A 15,043-nucleotide genomic window follows, 5' to 3' on the forward strand; every position below is an offset into this window, starting at 1 on the left:
CCGCCAGGACCGGCCGGCTACGCCCGCCGCCAGCGGGGGCCGGCAGGCGTGTCCTCCAGGATGATGCCCAGCTCCTTCAAGCGGTCCCGGATGCGGTCGGCGGTGGCCCAGTCCTTTTTTGCGCGGGCTTCCTGGCGCACTTCCAGCAAAAGCTCGAGCAGCGCCTCGGCCAGCCCCCCGCCCTCCTCGCGCCGCTCCTCCAGCCGCATCCGCCCGGTTGCCTCGTCCACGGCAAAGATGCCCAGCACGCCGTTAAACTCCGCGGCCAGGTCCAGGGCCTTTTCCAGGGCCTCCCGGCAAACCGAGCGCTCCCCGGCGGCGTGCAGGTAGGTGTTTGCCTCGCGGGCCAGCTCGAACCACATGCTGATGGCCAGGGCGGTATTGAAGTCGTCGTCCATGGCGGCCACAAAGCCGCGCCGGCACCTCTCCAGCGCCGCCAGGAACTCCTCGTCGGCAACGCCCTTACCTTCCCGCCGGGGGCGGGACAGCGCCTCCTGTAAGAGGCGCAGGCTGTTCTTGATGCGCTCTACAGACCTCCTGGCGGCGTCCATCTTTTCGTCGTCGAAGTCCAGCGGGCTGCGGTAGTGGGTGGAGAGGAGGAAAAAGCGCACCGCCTCCGGCGGGTACTTGGCCAGGATCTCTCTGACCAGAAAGAAATTGCCCAGGGACTTAGACATTTTTTCCTGGTTGACGGTGATGAAGCCGTTATGCATCCAGTAGCGCACGAAGGTTTCGCCGGTGGCCGCCTCGGCCTGGGCAATCTCGTTTTCGTGGTGGGGGAAGATTAAATCGCTGCCCCCGCCGTGGATGTCAAAGCCGCTCCCCAGGTACTTTAAGGACATGGCGGAGCACTCGATGTGCCAGCCGGGCCGCCCCCTGCCCCAGGGGCTGTCCCAGGAAGGCTCCCCCGGCTTGGCCGCCTTCCACAACGCAAAGTCCATGGGGTGCTTTTTGCGGGGGTCTACCTCCACCCGCGCGCCGGCCTGCATCTCCTCCAGGCTGCGCCCGGAAAGCTTGCCGTACGCGGGGTAGGCGCCGATGTCAAAGTAAACGTCCCCTTCCACCACATAAGCGGCCCCCCTGTCCAGGATCCTGCGGATGAGCTCGATGATGTCCGGGATGTGCGCGGTGACCCGCGGGTGAACGTCGGCCCGCCGCACGTGCAAGGCATCGGCGTCGCGGAAGTATTCCTCTACGTACTTTTCGGCCAGGGCCAGGGGGTCGCAGCCCTCCTCCCGGGCGCGGTTGATGATTTTATCGTCCACGTCGGTAAAGTTCTGCACGTATTTTACGCGGAAGCCCCTGTACTCCAGGTAGCGGCGCACGGTATCGAAAAAAACGATGGGGCGGGCGTTGCCGAGGTGGATGAAGTTGTAGGTGGTGGGCCCGCAAACGTACATATAGACGCGCCCCGGCTCGCGGGGCACGAATTTTTCCTTGCGCTTGCTCAAGGTGTTGTATATTTCCATGTCGCACCTTCCTCCCGGGTATCGCCCCGGCCTGCCGCCGCCCGGACCGGAGACTTCCCGCCTCCCGCCGGAGCGGCGGGCGCGCTTTGGGCCGGGGCAACGGCGGCCACCCTTTCCTCCAGCTCCGCCAGGCGCTTTTCCAGTCCTTCTATTTTCTGCACCAGGGAGTTTATGGCTTCCGCCACCGGGTCGGGGAGCAGGTCGTGCCGCAGGTCGATTTCCGGCGCGCTGGCGGGGGCCACGCGCCTGCCGTCCCGCACGACCACCTTCCCCGGCACGCCCACCACCGTGCTGTTGGGGGGCACGTCCTTGAGCACCACCGAGCCGGCGCCGATCTTGGAGTTGTCCCCGACGGTGATGGCGCCCAGCACCTTTGCCCCCGCGCTGATGACCACGTTGTTGCCGATGGTGGGGTGGCGCTTGCCCTTTTCCTTCCCCGTGCCCCCCAGGGTCACCCCCTGGTAAATGGTCACGTTGTCGCCAATTTCGGTGGTTTCCCCGATGACCACGCCGGCCCCGTGGTCGATGAAGAAGCCCTGCCCGATCTTGGCGCCGGGGTGGATTTCAATCTGCGTCAAAAAGCGGCTGATGTGCGAAATCAGCCTAGCCACCGTGTAAAGGCGCCGGCGGTAAAACCAGTGGGCAACCCGGTGCATGATGATGGCGTGCAGGCCGGGGTAGCAGAGCAACACCTCCAGGAGGCTCTTGGCTGCCGGGTCCCGCTCAAAAATGACCTGGATATCGCGTTTAATTTGCTTTAGCATGGCCTTCCCTCCATGCCAGCGCCCTCTGCAGGCGGGAAATAACCTTTTCCTTGCCCAAAAGGGAAATTACCAGGTGCAGTTCCGGGCCCTGGGTGCGCCCGGTAAGGGCCACGCGCACGGGCAGGTAGGCCCTGCGGGGAGCCAGACCCGCCTCCTTGGGCAGCTTTTTAAGCACGGCGGCCACGGCGGCCTCATCGTCCAGGCTTTCTGCCCCTTTCACCTTTTCCGCCAGCACGGCGAGCACCCTGCCCGCCTCCTCCCAGGCCAGAACCTCCCGCGCCTCCTCGTCTTCCGGCTCCACTTCCGCCGCAAAGAATACCCTGGCGTGCTCAACAGCTTCCGCCAGGGTGGTCAGGTACTCCCGCACCACCCCCATCAGCCGCACAAGCCAGCGGAACTGCTCGGGGGTTACCTCGCCCGCCACCAGGCCGGCCCTTTGCAGGAAGGGAAGGGCCAGCTCCGTTACCCGCTCCAGCGGGCTGTGGCGGATGTAGTGGGCATTCAGCCAGTTCAGCTTGTTTAGGTCAAAAACGGCCGGGCTCTTGGACACCCTCTCCAGGGAAAACTCCCTCACCAGCTCCTCCACGGTGAAGATCTCCTGCTCCCCGCCGGGCGACCATCCCAGGAGGGCCAGGAAGTTGACCACCGCCTCGGGCAGGTAGCCCATCTCCCGGTACTGGTCGATGGAGGTGGCCCCGTGCCGCTTGCTCATCTTGGCGCGGTCCTCGCCCAGGATCAGCGAGATGTGGGCAAACTCGGGCACCGGCCAGCCAAGGGCCCTGTACAGGAGCACCTGGCGGGGGGTGTTGGAGAGGTGCTCCTCCGCCCGGATGACGTGGGTAACCCCCATCAGGTAATCGTCCACCACCACGGCAAAGTTGTACGTGGGGATGCCGTCCGACTTCATGATGATGAAATCGCCGATGCCGGTGGAATCAAAGGGCACCGGCCCGCGCACCAGGTCGCGCACCAGGATGGTTTCCCCGGGGGTGACGGCAAAGCGCAGCGCCGGGCGGCGCCCCTCCTCCTCCAGGCGCCGCCTCTCCTCCGGGGAGAGGCGCCGGCAACGCCCGCCGTAGCGGGGCATCTCCCCGCGGGAGAGAAATTCCTCCCTCTCCCTGGCCAGCTCCTCCTCGGTACAGTAGCAGGGGTAGGCCAGCCCGGCCTGTTCCAACTGCGCGGCGTAGCGGCGGTATATCTCCAGGCGCTCCGTCTGCCGGTAGGGCCCGTGGGGGCCGCCCACGTCCACCCCCTCATCCCAGTCGAGGCCCAACCAGCGCAGGGCGCGCAGGATATTTTCTTCGGACTCCCGGCTGGAGCGCTCAAGGTCCGTATCCTCAATGCGCAGGATGAAGGTCCCGCCGTTTTTGCGGGCAAAAAGCCAGTTAAAAAGCGCCGAACGCGCTCCACCAATGTGCAGGGGACCGGTGGGGCTGGGAGCAAAACGCACTCTTACGCCGGACAAAAAAGGCCCTCCTCCGCAAACCAGAATTTTGCCGCTCTTAAGCTTGTCCCATATTATACACCCGCCGGCTCAAAGAGACAACTTTCCAGGGGCTTTTTCACCCCCGACCGGCGGCCAATCTTTCCGCCGCACCCTTATGGCATTTTTTGTCTCCGGTAAGGTATAATATGAGGTGAAAGGGAGTGTCGCGACAGTGATTGTAGGGCTAACCGGCGGCATTGCCACCGGCAAAAGCACGGTGGCGCGCATGTTCGGCGAGCTGGGAGCACACGTCATCGACTTTGATGCCCTGGCCCGCCAGGCGGTAGAACCCGGCAAGCCGGCCTGGCAGGAGATTGTCGACTGCTTCGGCGCGGGGATTTTAAACCCCGACCGGACCATCAACCGCCAAAAGCTGGGGCGCCTGGTTTTCGACGACCCGGAGAAGCTGCAGAAATTAAACCAGATCGTCCACCCCCGGGTATTCGCGATGGACCGGCAGGTTACGGAGGAAATAAGGCAGAAGGACCCCCGCGCCATCATCGTCAAGGAGATCCCCCTCCTCCTGGAGGCGGGCGCGGCCCGCGGGGTGGACAAGGTGGTGGTGGTCTACGCCTCCCCGGAGGAACAGCTCAAAAGGCTCCTTTCGCGGGGCCTAACGAGCGAGGAGGCCCTCAAAAGAATGAGGGCCCAGGCTCCCCTGGACCAGAAAGTGCGGCTGGCCGATTACGTGATATACAACGAGGGCAGCATGGAGGAAACCCGGCGGCAGGTAGAAGAGGTTTACGCGGAGCTGTTAAAGCTGGCCTCCTCTCGGTAGCCCAGCGCCGCCACGGCGTAGGCCGCCATGCCTTCGCCCCTCCCGGCAAAGCCGAGGCCCTCGGTGGTGGTGGCCTTGACGTTGACCCGCGCGGCATCCACCCCCAGGGCCCGCGCGATGTTGTGCTCCATGGCGGGGATGTAGCCCGCCAGGCGGGGGGCCTGGGCAACCAGCGTGGCGTCGATGTTCTGCACCCGGAAGCCCTTTTGGGACAGCATCTGCCCCACCTGCTCCAGCAGCCAAAGGCTGCTCGCACCGGCATAGTGGGGATCGGTGTCCGGAAAGTGGCGGCCAATGTCCCCCAGGCCTGCCGCCCCCAGAAGGGCGTCCATGACGGCGTGCAGGAGCACGTCGGCATCCGAGTGGCCCTCCAGGCCCAGGGGAAAGGGCACGGTCACGCCGCCCAGGACCAGGGGCCGGCCTGCCACCAGCCGGTGCACGTCATAGCCAAAGCCAAAGCGCACGGGCATCACCCCCCCCACCAGCGCCAGGGCGGCCTCGTAGTCTTCCGGGAAGGTGATCTTGAGGTTGCGGTAGGACCCGCGGACCAGCCTGACCGGGTGCCCCAGGGCCTCCACCAGGGCGGCGTCGTCCGTGGCCGCCAGGCCCAGCTCCCTTGCCCGGCGGTGCGCCTCCAGGAGCAGCGCAAAGCGGAAGGCCTGGGGGGTCTGGGCCAGCCAGAGCCGCTCCCGGGGGAGGGTACGGGCCACAAAGCCGTCGCCGTCCGCCTCCTTCACCGTGTCCCTCACCGGCACGGCAAGGGTGGCCGCCCCCCAGTGATTTGCCTCTGCCAGCACCGCCTCCACGAGCTCCGGCTCCAGGAGCGGCCTGGCCCCGTCATGCACGATCACCATCCCCGTCCGGGGGGAGAGGGCCAGGAGGCCGGCCAGCACGGACTCCTGCCTGCTCTCCCCCCCGGGAACCACGGCCACCACTTTCCGGCAGCCCCACTCCCCGCGGGCCAGGACCGCCACGCGCCCGGTTTCCCCGGGCGGGGCCACCACCACGCATTCCTCCACGGAGGGAGCCGCTTCAAAGGCCAGGAGGCTGCGGGCCAGCACAGGCAGGCCCCCCAGAGGCAGGAATTGCTTGTTTACCCCGCCCATGCGCGCCGCCCTGCCTGCGGCCACAATCACGGCAGCGACTTTGCCCAAGGACGCTCTCCCTGCCCCTCTTCATGGCGCTGCTCCTGACGGGGCCGGGCAAAAATCATGCGCCCGGCGGCGGTCTGCAGCACGCTGGTCACCAGCACGTTGATGGTCTGGCCTATGTATTTTTTGCCCCCCTCTACCACGATCATGGTCCCGTCGTCCAGGTAGCCCACGCCCTGGCCCGCCTCCTTGCCGTCCCGCAGCACCTGCACGGTCATCTCCTCCCCCGGCAGCACTACGGGCTTGATGGCGTTGGCCAGCTCGTTGATGTTCAGCACCTTCACCCCGTGGAGCTCGGCCACCTTGTTCAGGTTATAGTCGTTGGTCATGATCTTTGCCCCCAGCCGCTGGGCCATCTTCACCAGCTTGGTGTCCACCTCGCCGGCGTTCTCCAAGCCCTTCACGTTGTCCACTATTTGCACCTTTGAGGGATGGCTCTTGCGCATCTGGTTTAAAATGTCCAGGCCGCGGCGCCCGCGGTTGCGCTTTAAGACGTCCGGCGAGTCGGCTATGTGGCGCAGCTCCTCCAGCACAAAACCCGGCACCACCAGGGTTCCCTCAATGAAGCCGCTCTCCACAAGGTCGGCAATGCGCCCGTCAATGATCACGCTGGTGTCCAGGATCTTCAGGTTGGACTGGCGGTTTTCTCCCCGCCAGGACTTGTCCTTCCCAAAGCGGGGGAGGCTGCCGAACAGCCCCACAACCTCTTCGCGCTTTTTGAGGGCCACGCTCATGCCCAGGTAGCCCAGCAGCAGCGAGACGAGCACCCAGATGATCTTACCCAGAAAACCCAGCACGGAAAAGACGGAACCGAGCAAATTAGCAATGATGAGTCCCATAATTAACCCGGCCGAACCCGCCAGCAGGTCCTGGACGGGCGTCTTGAAAAGGCGCTGCTCGAGAAAAGAGGTTACCCACAGCGCCCCCCGGATAATAGGGGTTGCCAGGAGCAGGCCCAGGATCAGCCCCACGAGGGTCCCCAGGGCCAGGACGCCTACTTTCAGCTGGGGCAGTCCGGCGGGCAGGACGAGGAGGTTTTTTTCCAGGAGCACGAAAACGGCATAAAATCCCATGGCGGCAAAAAGGGCCAGCAGCAGAAAAAAAATAACGCGCCTTATCATTCTTCACCACCTTTCCCCCAGGGAAAGTGTAAACTCCGGGTAACTATAATTATAGTACCACCAAGTAGCCACTTCAACTAAAAACTGGAGGACATTTTCCGGCAGAAAACAAAAAATACACGCCAGGCACACCGACGTGTAAAATCAAGCGAAGGCGCTGTCTACCAGTGACTGAACTTTTTCCTCGCCCATTTCCGTGGCCAGGGCCAGCTCGCTGATGAGTATCTGCCGGGCGTTTTCCAGCATCCTCTTCTCGCCCGAGGAAAGGCCCCGCTCCTTTTCCCGCTTCGTCAGGTTGCGCACCACCTCGGCCACCTTGTATATGTCGCCGCTGCGCATCTTCTCCAGGTTGGCGCGGTAGCGCCGGTTCCAGTTGGAAGACATGGCCGTGCTCTTACCTTTTAAAACGCTGAGCACCTTGGGCACGCTGGCGCGATCGATTACCTCCCGCAGCCCTATCTCACGGCAGTTGTTAATGGGGATCATTACCTTCATATCCCCCACGGGAAAGCGCAAAACATAATACTGCTTCTTTTCCCCCAGCACTTCTTTTTCTTCAATGGCCTCGATGATGCCCGCCCCGTGCATGGGATAGACGACCTTATCGCCAACTTTAAACAACGCCGGACCCCCTTAAAAATAAAATAAACCTCGTTCACAAAGGGTCGCTTAAATTATAACACAAAGGGCCACCTTCTGTCAACAAAAGTGTATTTTAGCACGTTCCGTTTTCCTCTGTCAACGATAAATTTGCCGTCAGATTACCAGCCCGGTTTGACAGGACAAGTTGCCGGTAGGTATAATTAGCTAAAAAGACCCACCTCTTACAAAAAAGGAGTGGTACCGGCTTGTTTAAAGAAGCGGTTTACGATGGTTTCCAGCGAACCGTTTCCGAAACCCTCCTTTTCAACCGCAGCGTGCTGGAAGTCCTGGCCAAAACCCATGAAGCCACCGCGCGCCTGAACAGGGCCGTGATTAAAAGCGTGACCGGCTGCGGCTGCCTGAAGATCAGCGCCGGCAAGAAGGAAATCCCGCCCGGGGCTACCCTGGCCGACCTGCGCCAGTTGCTGGGCTCTCATCTGGAAGGCGAAATCTGCGAGGACTGCCGGGAGGTTGTGGAAAGCGCCATCGGGCGTTCCCTTTTTTACCTGGCTGCCCTCTGTAACCTGTTGAACCTGAGCCTGAAAGACATCATGGAAAAAGAGCAAAAATACATGCGCATCCTGGGCATATACAACCTGGCTTAAGGGCGCTTCTAGGCCCTCTTATTGAGATAACCCTCCTGGACAAGCTGCTCGCGGTACCTGGCCAGGCCTTCCTTAATGGAGCGGGCCCGCACCTCTCCGATGCCCTCCACCGCATCAAGCTCTTCAATGCTGGCCTCCAGGATTCGCTTCAGCGAGCCGAACTGCTTGACCATGTTCTCGATCACGGGAAGCGGCAGGCGGGGGATCTTGTCCAGGATACGGTAGCCCCGCGGGGAGACACCCTGCTCCAGCACGCTGGCATTGCCCGGATAACCCAGCGCCCGGGCAATTAAGGTGAGGTCCAGCAGGTCCTCGGCAGGCCAGCTGCCGATCATGGCCAGGATGCTGGACGGCAGCTTATCCTGCGCCACGGCATAATCGCGGATGACCAGCAACCCCTCATGCTCCACCCCGGCCACCAGCTCCTCCAGCTGCATGGTGACCAGCCGGCCCTCCACGCCCAGCTCGCATATGTACTTCTCTATTTCCCTGACCACCCGCAGGACCATCTCCACCCTCTGGATGCAGCGGGTAACATCAAAGAGGGTTACCGCTTCTTCAAATTCCAGTACGCTCAGCTCGTTAACCACCCGGTCCAGCACCGAACGGTACTTTTCCAGGGTCTGAATGGCCTGGTTGGCCTTGGCCAGGACGACTCCCACGTCACGTAGCACATACTTCAAGTTTCCCTTGTAAAGGGTAATTACGTTGCGTCGCTGGGAAATGGAAATGACCAGCGCACCGGTCTGCTTGGCCACGCGCTCGGCGGTGCGGTGCCTTATGCCCGTCTCGTTGGAGGGAATGCTCAGGTTAGGCACCAGCTGGGTGTTGGCGGCCAATATGCGTTTGGCGTCGGAGCTTAAAATAATAGCCCCGTCCATTTTGGCCAGCTCGTAAAGGTTGGCGGGGGTAAACTCGGCATTGATGGCAAATCCACCTTCGGCTATTTCCATAACCTCGGGAGAATCCCCAATGACTATTAACGCCCCGGTCTTGGCCCGCAGGATGTTTTCCAGGCCCTCCCGCAGCGGGGTGCCTGGAGCCACCGTGCGCAGCACCTGCAGCAACTCATCCCCACGCTCTTCCTTCAAAAGGCTTCACCCCTCCACACTACTCCAAGGCCAGGTCTATGGCTTCGGCCAGGGTATCCGCGCCCAGAACGGTGATGGAGCCTAGCCGGGCGGCGTCCAGCTCCTCGCAGTTAGCCCTGGGCACCAGGCACCTGGTAAAGCCCAGCTGAGCCGCCTCCCGGATGCGCCTTGCCACGCCGCTCACCGGTCGTAGCTCGCCGGTCAGCCCCACCTCCCCGGCCACCGCCAGGCGGCAGTCCACCGGCCAGTCCCGGAAGCTGGAGGCCAGCGCCACCGCGATGCCCAGGTCCACCGCCGGCTCCTGCAGGCGCACGCCCCCCACGGCGCTGACGTAAGCATCGTAGTTCCCCAAGTGCAGCCCCAGCCTTTTCTCCAGCACGGCCAGGATGAGAACGAGGCGGTTGTAGTCCACGCCCGCGGCCATGCGCCGCGGCTGGCCGTAAGTGCTGGGGGCCACCAGGGCCTGGATCTCCACCAGAAGCGGCCTGGTCCCTTCCAGCGTCGGGACTACCACCGCGCCGGCCACCGCGCCCCCGGGCCTCCGCACCATGAAAAGGGAGGAGGGGTTGGCCACTTCATGCAGGCCCTCTTCCCGCATCTCAAACACGCCTATCTCGTTGGTGGAGCCGAAGCGGTTTTTCACGCCCCGCAGGAGGCGGTAAGCCTGGTGCCTCTCCCCCTCAAAATAAAGAACCACGTCCACCATGTGCTCCAAAACCCGCGGTCCGGCCAGAACGCCCTCCTTGGTGACGTGCCCCACGAGGAAAACGGCCACTCCCGTCGCTTTGGCCAGGCGCATGAGGCAGGCGGCGCACTCCCTCACCTGGCCCACGCTGCCGGGCGCCGAGCTCAGATCTCCCTTGACCATGGTCTGGATGGAGTCAACCACCACCAGCGAAGGGTTCAAAGAGCGGATGGCCCTCTCCACCGCCTCCAGGTCCGTCTCCGGCAGGAGGTAGAGCATGGGGGAGCTGGCCTTCAAGCGGGCGGCCCGCATCCTCACCTGCCGGGCCGACTCCTCGCCGGTCACGTAAAGCACCGGCCGGCCGCCCTCGGCCACGTTCCTGGCCACCTGCAAAAGCAACGTAGACTTCCCTATGCCGGGATCCCCGCCTATGAGCACCAGCGAAGCAGGGACGATGCCTCCTCCCAGGACACGGTCCAGCTCGGCCATGCCGGTGGAAAGTCGCTCTTCGTAATCCAGGCTGACCTGCGTGATGGGCAGCGCGGAAGGAAAAGCGGCTGAAGGGGAAACTCTCCTGGACGGGGTTACTTCTTCCACCAGGGTATTCCAGGCACCGCACTCCGGGCAACGGCCCATCCAGCGCGGGGCGCGGTGCCCGCACTCCTGGCAGAAAAAATGAATTTTGCCGGCCATAGACACTCTCCCGGGCAATCAATTACATATTATAACATTTCTTAGCGAAACTTTACAACGGTCGGGAATCCTTGCAAATCAAGGCTTTCCGAACTCACGATCCCCTACTTGCTAATAAGTTGCTAATATCAGCGTCCGGGCTTTTGAAAAAGCGATTTCGCTGAGAAAAACTCCTCCACGGCGCGCACGGCCTCCCTCTGGGTATCCGGTAAAACATGGGAGTAGGTGTCCAGGGTGACCTTCACGCTTGAGTGTCCAAGGCGCTCCGCCACAACCTTCGGGTGGACCCCCTGGCGGAGCAGGAAGGTGGCGTGGGTGTGTCGAAGATCGTGGAAGCGGATTTCGGGCACTCCTGCCCGACGGGCAAGCAGGTTAAAGATCAGCCAGACGTTCGGTCGCGCCAGGGGCAGGCCGCGGCTGGTGCAGAACACCAGACCGTGATCCTGCCAGGCGGGTCCTTTTTTCAGGCGGGCTTCGGCCTGCCTCTTCTTGTGCCTCCGCAGGACCTCCACGGTGAATGAGTCCAGGGGCACCCTGCGCCTGCTGGAAGCGGTTTTCGGAGGGGTGAACACCGGGGTTCCATCGCTCTCCCTCCCTGCCAGGATGCGCTTGACCTGCAGGCATCCCGCTTCCAGGTCCACGTCCTCCCACTTCAACCCCAGCAGTTCACCCAGGCGCAGGCCCGTAGACAGGGCCAGCACAAAGAGGGGATAGTACCTGGACCTCTTTGCCGCCTCCAGAAACCCGGCCGCCTCCTCTTCCGCCCACACGTTTACGGCCCCGCCTTCTTCGCCCGCAGGGGGTTTTACCTTTTCAGCCGGGTTCGCGGTTATCAGTCCCCACTCCACGGCCCGGCGCAGGGCCGCCCGCAGGACGCTGAAGGCCGTGCGGCACGTTCCCGGCTTCAGCCCCCTCGCCACCATTTCTCCCAGCGCCGTTTGAATAAGCAGGGGATTGAGCTTTTCCAGCGGTACGCTGGTTATTCCGGTGCGCTCCCATATTCTAACGCATGTTCTGTAGTTACGGACGGTCCCTTCTTTCCTGACGCTCAATCTCACCGCTTCTAACCACTTTTCCAGGTACTCTCCCAAGGTGAGCTTCGCCGGGGCCGTCCCCAGACCGCCCGCGTGGGCCTCGGCCAGGAGTTTTGCCAGCACCGCTTCGGCGTCCTTCCTGCTGCCCCGCACCGTCACCCATTTCTGCCTGGGCTTGCCCGTCTCCGGGTCCCTGGGCAGCGGTAACACCACAGTCCAGGAGTTCTTCCCGCGCTTGCGTATGTGCCCTCTCAAGGACCGTTCCCTCCTCCCGTTGCTTTTTCCTGCCAGCCTGCAGGAAGGAGGGGCCGGGTAAGCACTTCTACTCCCCGGCCCCGTTCTCCTCCCGGCCCAGGCCCGCCATCTCCAGGATCTTGGCTTTGGGTATTCTGATGAAGCTGCCCAACCGCACGCTTGGGATGATGCCCTGGCGCACGTACTCGTAGGCGGTGGTGCGCTTCAGGCGCAGCACCCTGGCGGCCTCTTCCACGGTCAGGAAGGCGGGTAAAGATGCAAGGTCGCGCTCGGTCAGCACGGCGGATCACCTCCCCGAAAAGAAAAAAGGCCGGGCGGCTGGCCCGGCTTTTTTCGACAAAATCCGCCCCTTGCTTCCGGGCGTGGGGCGCGGTAAAATGGCGTCGGGCGGTCAGTTTTTCCAAACGCTCTCCATTGGTTGCCGGAAGCCTTGCGGGGGCCTTTTGAGAGGCCCCCGTGGGGCTTTCTGGCCGGACAGGAAAGCACCCAAGAAAGCACTCCTGCGCCGAAACCCCTTGGAGGGGCTTTAAAACGCCTCCCGATGTTTGGCAGAAAAAGGCATCCCGGAGGCCAGATTTCATGCGGCTTCCGGGATGCTAGATAGTGGAAAAAGGGTGTGCGCAAAGGAGCGGCGTCCCAGTGGCGCAGTGCTGCCGGACGAAAAGGTGGCAAAAGCGAGGGATCTGCTGTGCCGACTTTTCAGCGGGGAACGGAGAGATTCACTATGACGCGCAGCAGATTCAAGGTCGCGCCTTTCGACAGGACGGGAAAGTTGACCACGACCTTGTATCTGTTTACCGGCGTGTGGTGGGCGGTACTGTCGTTTTTGTTTGCGCCGCGCAGCTATCTGGTCTCGTCGGAAGGGATAACCATCCGCGCCCTGGTGACGTCATACGCCATACCCAAAAGCAAGATTAAGCGTGTTGAGATAGTCAAAGACGTGAAGCCCGGGGCCGGGTTGACGTGGGCGGCTGGGCTTTGCGGTTACGCCGGTCTCTTTGCCCTGGCCGACGGCAGCACGGCGAAAGTCTATGCCACTCGCTGGGACCGGATGGTGCGGGTTCAGACCACTGGGGGGAACCTTTATCTCCTGTCCCCGGCGGAGCCGGAAGCCTTCGTGGAAGCGGTAAACAGGGTGGTTCTGGCTGAAGCAAAGTTGTAGGAAGGGTGCGTTTTCGGGGTAAGGGAAATGGTCGTGTTTCGGTTTCGCTTGTGAAGAAAAAGCGTGTAGTGGCGAGGGTTTGATTCTTACCAGAAGCGTAAACAAATACGACCCTTGAACCCTTTCTTAAACAGTCTCCTGAAAACGTACCCAGGGCAGGCCGTTTGGTTTTTCATGAGGCCCGGCGGTTTCGGGCCGGGTTTCTACCTGGTAGACTTTTCTTCCGCTCCCTTCTTGGGACCTTCCCCGGCGATCTTCACCATGCGGTTTCCCAGCTTCAGCCTGACCGCCCCGCGCGGGACATCGTACCAGGCGCCGGGGCCTTCCTCCAGCACGGGTTTTAAGCCCATCTTCTCCATGCGGGCCTTGACCTTCGGTGAAGCGGTGTACACCACTGCCCTCCCTTCCAGCTCATCCCACCGGATGATGGTTTCCTGCTCGGAGAGGGAAAGCCTCATCTCATCACGTTTCCCGGCCACTTTCTCCACCTCCTTCCTGCCAAAAACGTAGCCTGGAAGCAGGGGGTATTTCCGGGGACGTATTCTCAATCGTCTTCCGGTAACACCACCTGCGCCACATACCCATAGTGAAGTCTGAATGCACCTCTCCTAATTTTTGCCATAAAATAACAAAACCGCAAAACCGCATGAGTCCTGGCTTTGCAGGCTGGAAGTAAATGGGTCTAAAGCGTGACATTTTAGGGGTTAACCCTACTCTCTACCCTCCGCCTCTCCCTCTCCCTGGCCTTCCTCTCGGCGGCCCGCTGGCGCTTCACCTTTTCCCCGCAGGCTTCGCAGTACGCCTGGCGGTTGCTCTTTGGGGCAAAGGGTTCCCCGCACTCAGCGCACGTCGAGAAGAGGGTCAGCGGTCGTGGCGAGGGCCTTTCCTCTTCGACCCTCCTCTCTGCGGGGGCCGCCTTTTTCGGGCTGACACCCGGTTTCTTTTTCCCGGCCAGCTCCCGCACAAGCTCCTTTGGCCCGAGGAACTGCCACGCGAAAGTAGCTCCTTTGCGGGTGTAGGCGCACATCTCCCGCAGGCCCGCCTGCCTCGCCTCCTCCGCCTTGACAGGGTCCTCCGTGTACAGCGCCCAGGTATCGCCGTCGTATTCCCACGCCTCGGTGTGCGGCTTGGCTTTCACCACTACCGCCGGGGCTTCTTCTCTGGCCTCTTCCGGCGCTTGGGCCGCGGCGGGCGCTTCTGCTGCGGGCTTCTCCCTCCGGACCTTCAGTTCTTCCCACACCTTGAACCTGATAGGCCAAACGGCGTTCTCGAACCACCCGCACCGCCTACCCAGGTACAGCAGGCACTTGCCGTCCCGCTCCCAGCACCAGTCGTTTTCGGTGGAAAAGGCGTAGCACTCCAGGATTACAGCCCTCACGCCCTCATCCCGCAGGTTCTCCGGTGTAGGACAGAAGGCTTCCCGCTGCTCCTTCTCCCGCCTGGCTTCCTGCTCGGCCACCTTCCTGCCTTCCGCATCCGCACCGACCCAGGTGTCGCAGGCAAGGCACAGGTACGCGGCACCCTTCTCCGGCCTATCGGCCACCACGGCGCCGCAGGTGGGGCAGCGCAAACCCTGGTCCTCTCTTTCGATGGCCACCGCGCCATCAGCGCCCACGCGGTAAACCCGGAGGCACCTCGGGCAGGTGGTCAGGCCCGGAAGGGTCTGCCACGTGGCCCAGCAAAGGCACCTGACCTGGTGGAAGGGCGTCTTTTCCTCCGGCGGTTGCCAGGACACTCTTGGTAGTGGCGGGGGCTGCATCTGGACCTTGGGCCTGGAGGAGCAGGTCACGCCGCTGTCCAGGATGGCCCTCTCGACGGCCCTCTCCCGGTCGGGGTCCCATAGGCGGTTGACGCTCCGCACGTGGAAGTCCCTGGTGGAGATCCCGCAGCCCATGCAGCGGAAGGTGTCATAGTATGGGTCGTGCCCGAAGATGCGCTCCTGCCTGCAGTGCGGGCAGTACAAGGTCACGGGCGCCCTGGGGCCTGCGGCTTTCCCCATCCTGGGCTTGCGCTTCTTGGTTTTTGCTTTTGCCTTGGCCACAAAAACACTCCCCCTTTCGCAAAAGTCTCCCTGAAAAGTAAAAAGGCCCGGACGGGACCTCGTGAA

The 15,043-nt window shown here is 62.6% G+C and carries 15 protein-coding genes; 3 read left to right on the forward strand and 12 right to left on the reverse strand.

Annotated features, from left to right (window positions below):
* Positions 1 to 17: 17 nt before the first annotated feature.
* Genes cysS through gltX form a run of 3 tightly spaced genes read right to left on the reverse strand, consistent with a single transcriptional unit; the run spans position 18 to position 3,698 of the window.
* Positions 18 to 1,469 carry a cysteine--tRNA ligase gene (gene cysS, locus G454_RS0102815; protein ID WP_027717381.1) on the reverse strand — a complete coding sequence of 484 codons (1,452 nt, stop codon included), beginning with the start codon at positions 1,467 to 1,469 and terminating at the stop codon, positions 18 to 20.
* Positions 1,448 to 2,233: a serine O-acetyltransferase gene (gene cysE, locus G454_RS17420; RefSeq protein ID WP_084413201.1), complete on the reverse strand. Its 786-nt coding sequence runs from the start codon at positions 2,231 to 2,233 to the stop codon at positions 1,448 to 1,450. The genes cysS and cysE overlap by 22 nt, the downstream gene beginning before the upstream one ends.
* Complete coding sequence (gene gltX / locus G454_RS0102825; protein WP_027717382.1) at positions 2,217 to 3,698, reverse strand: glutamate--tRNA ligase; 1,482 nt, start codon at positions 3,696 to 3,698, stop codon at positions 2,217 to 2,219. Before gltX ends, cysE begins: the two co-directional genes overlap by 17 nt.
* A gap of 193 nt (positions 3,699 to 3,891) precedes the next feature.
* Here gltX and coaE point away from each other — a divergent pair, with 193 nt between their 5' ends.
* Positions 3,892 to 4,497, forward strand: coding sequence for a dephospho-CoA kinase (gene coaE, locus G454_RS0102830; protein ID WP_027717383.1), 606 nt, complete (start codon positions 3,892 to 3,894; stop codon positions 4,495 to 4,497).
* Here the strand turns inward: coaE and ispD are convergent.
* The 3 genes from ispD to G454_RS0102845 form a co-directional block, all read right to left on the reverse strand.
* Positions 4,461 to 5,651, reverse strand: a complete 1,191-nt coding sequence (gene ispD / locus G454_RS22680; protein WP_084413202.1) for a 2-C-methyl-D-erythritol 4-phosphate cytidylyltransferase — start codon at positions 5,649 to 5,651, stop codon at positions 4,461 to 4,463. The two genes, coaE and ispD, sit on opposite strands and share 37 nt — an antisense overlap.
* Complete coding sequence (locus G454_RS0102840) at positions 5,630 to 6,769, reverse strand: PIN/TRAM domain-containing protein (protein WP_027717384.1); 1,140 nt, start codon at positions 6,767 to 6,769, stop codon at positions 5,630 to 5,632. Before G454_RS0102840 ends, ispD begins: the two co-directional genes overlap by 22 nt.
* 144 nt (positions 6,770 to 6,913) lie before the next feature.
* Complete coding sequence (locus tag G454_RS0102845) at positions 6,914 to 7,390, reverse strand: CarD family transcriptional regulator (RefSeq protein WP_027717385.1); 477 nt, start codon at positions 7,388 to 7,390, stop codon at positions 6,914 to 6,916.
* Between the two features lie 227 nt (positions 7,391 to 7,617).
* Between G454_RS0102845 and G454_RS0102850 the strand changes: the two genes are divergently transcribed.
* Positions 7,618 to 8,016, forward strand: a complete 399-nt coding sequence (locus tag G454_RS0102850; RefSeq protein WP_027717386.1) for a hypothetical protein — start codon at positions 7,618 to 7,620, stop codon at positions 8,014 to 8,016.
* Between the two features lie 8 nt (positions 8,017 to 8,024).
* On the opposite strand, the gene disA is transcribed toward G454_RS0102850, so the two are convergent.
* The 4 genes from disA to G454_RS0102870 all read right to left on the reverse strand — a co-directional run bounded on the left by disA (position 8,025) and on the right by G454_RS0102870 (position 12,054).
* Positions 8,025 to 9,107: a DNA integrity scanning diadenylate cyclase DisA gene (disA, locus tag G454_RS0102855; RefSeq protein WP_027717387.1), complete on the reverse strand. Its 1,083-nt coding sequence runs from the start codon at positions 9,105 to 9,107 to the stop codon at positions 8,025 to 8,027.
* Positions 9,108 to 9,126: 19 nt separating this feature from the next.
* A complete protein-coding gene (gene radA / locus G454_RS0102860) occupies positions 9,127 to 10,485 on the reverse strand; it encodes a DNA repair protein RadA (protein ID WP_027717388.1) in 1,359 nt (452 codons plus the stop codon).
* Between the two features lie 128 nt (positions 10,486 to 10,613).
* Positions 10,614 to 11,774 carry a tyrosine-type recombinase/integrase gene (locus G454_RS0102865; protein WP_027717389.1) on the reverse strand — a complete coding sequence of 387 codons (1,161 nt, stop codon included), beginning with the start codon at positions 11,772 to 11,774 and terminating at the stop codon, positions 10,614 to 10,616.
* A 67-nt stretch (positions 11,775 to 11,841) separates the two neighbouring features.
* Positions 11,842 to 12,054 carry a helix-turn-helix domain-containing protein gene (locus G454_RS0102870; protein ID WP_027717390.1) on the reverse strand — a complete coding sequence of 71 codons (213 nt, stop codon included), beginning with the start codon at positions 12,052 to 12,054 and terminating at the stop codon, positions 11,842 to 11,844.
* A gap of 492 nt (positions 12,055 to 12,546) precedes the next feature.
* Here G454_RS0102870 and G454_RS0102875 point away from each other — a divergent pair, with 492 nt between their 5' ends.
* Positions 12,547 to 12,936 carry a PH domain-containing protein gene (locus tag G454_RS0102875; protein ID WP_211229919.1) on the forward strand — a complete coding sequence of 130 codons (390 nt, stop codon included), beginning with the start codon at positions 12,547 to 12,549 and terminating at the stop codon, positions 12,934 to 12,936.
* A gap of 203 nt (positions 12,937 to 13,139) precedes the next feature.
* Here G454_RS0102875 and G454_RS0102880 read toward each other — a convergent pair whose 3' ends face one another.
* Both G454_RS0102880 and G454_RS0102885 read right to left on the reverse strand, forming a co-directional pair.
* Positions 13,140 to 13,415, reverse strand: a complete 276-nt coding sequence (locus G454_RS0102880) for a hypothetical protein (RefSeq protein ID WP_156896626.1) — start codon at positions 13,413 to 13,415, stop codon at positions 13,140 to 13,142.
* Between the two features lie 218 nt (positions 13,416 to 13,633).
* Positions 13,634 to 14,977 carry a hypothetical protein gene (locus G454_RS0102885; protein WP_027717393.1) on the reverse strand — a complete coding sequence of 448 codons (1,344 nt, stop codon included), beginning with the start codon at positions 14,975 to 14,977 and terminating at the stop codon, positions 13,634 to 13,636.
* Positions 14,978 to 15,043 lie beyond the last annotated feature (66 nt).

This window comes from Desulfovirgula thermocuniculi DSM 16036 (assembly GCF_000429345.1).
Taxonomy (GTDB): domain Bacteria; phylum Bacillota; class Desulfotomaculia; order Desulfotomaculales; family Desulfovirgulaceae; genus Desulfovirgula; species Desulfovirgula thermocuniculi.

Coding starts and splice junctions, on each gene's coding strand:
- cysE (WP_084413201.1), bottom strand. CDS start 2,233: ATGCTAAAGCAAATTAAACGCGATATCCAGGTCATTTTTGAGCGGGAC.
- cysS (WP_027717381.1), bottom strand. CDS start 1,469: ATGGAAATATACAACACCTTGAGCAAGCGCAAGGAAAAATTCGTGCCC.
- G454_RS0102840 (WP_027717384.1), bottom strand. CDS start 6,769: ATGATAAGGCGCGTTATTTTTTTTCTGCTGCTGGCCCTTTTTGCCGCC.
- radA (WP_027717388.1), bottom strand. CDS start 10,485: ATGGCCGGCAAAATTCATTTTTTCTGCCAGGAGTGCGGGCACCGCGCC.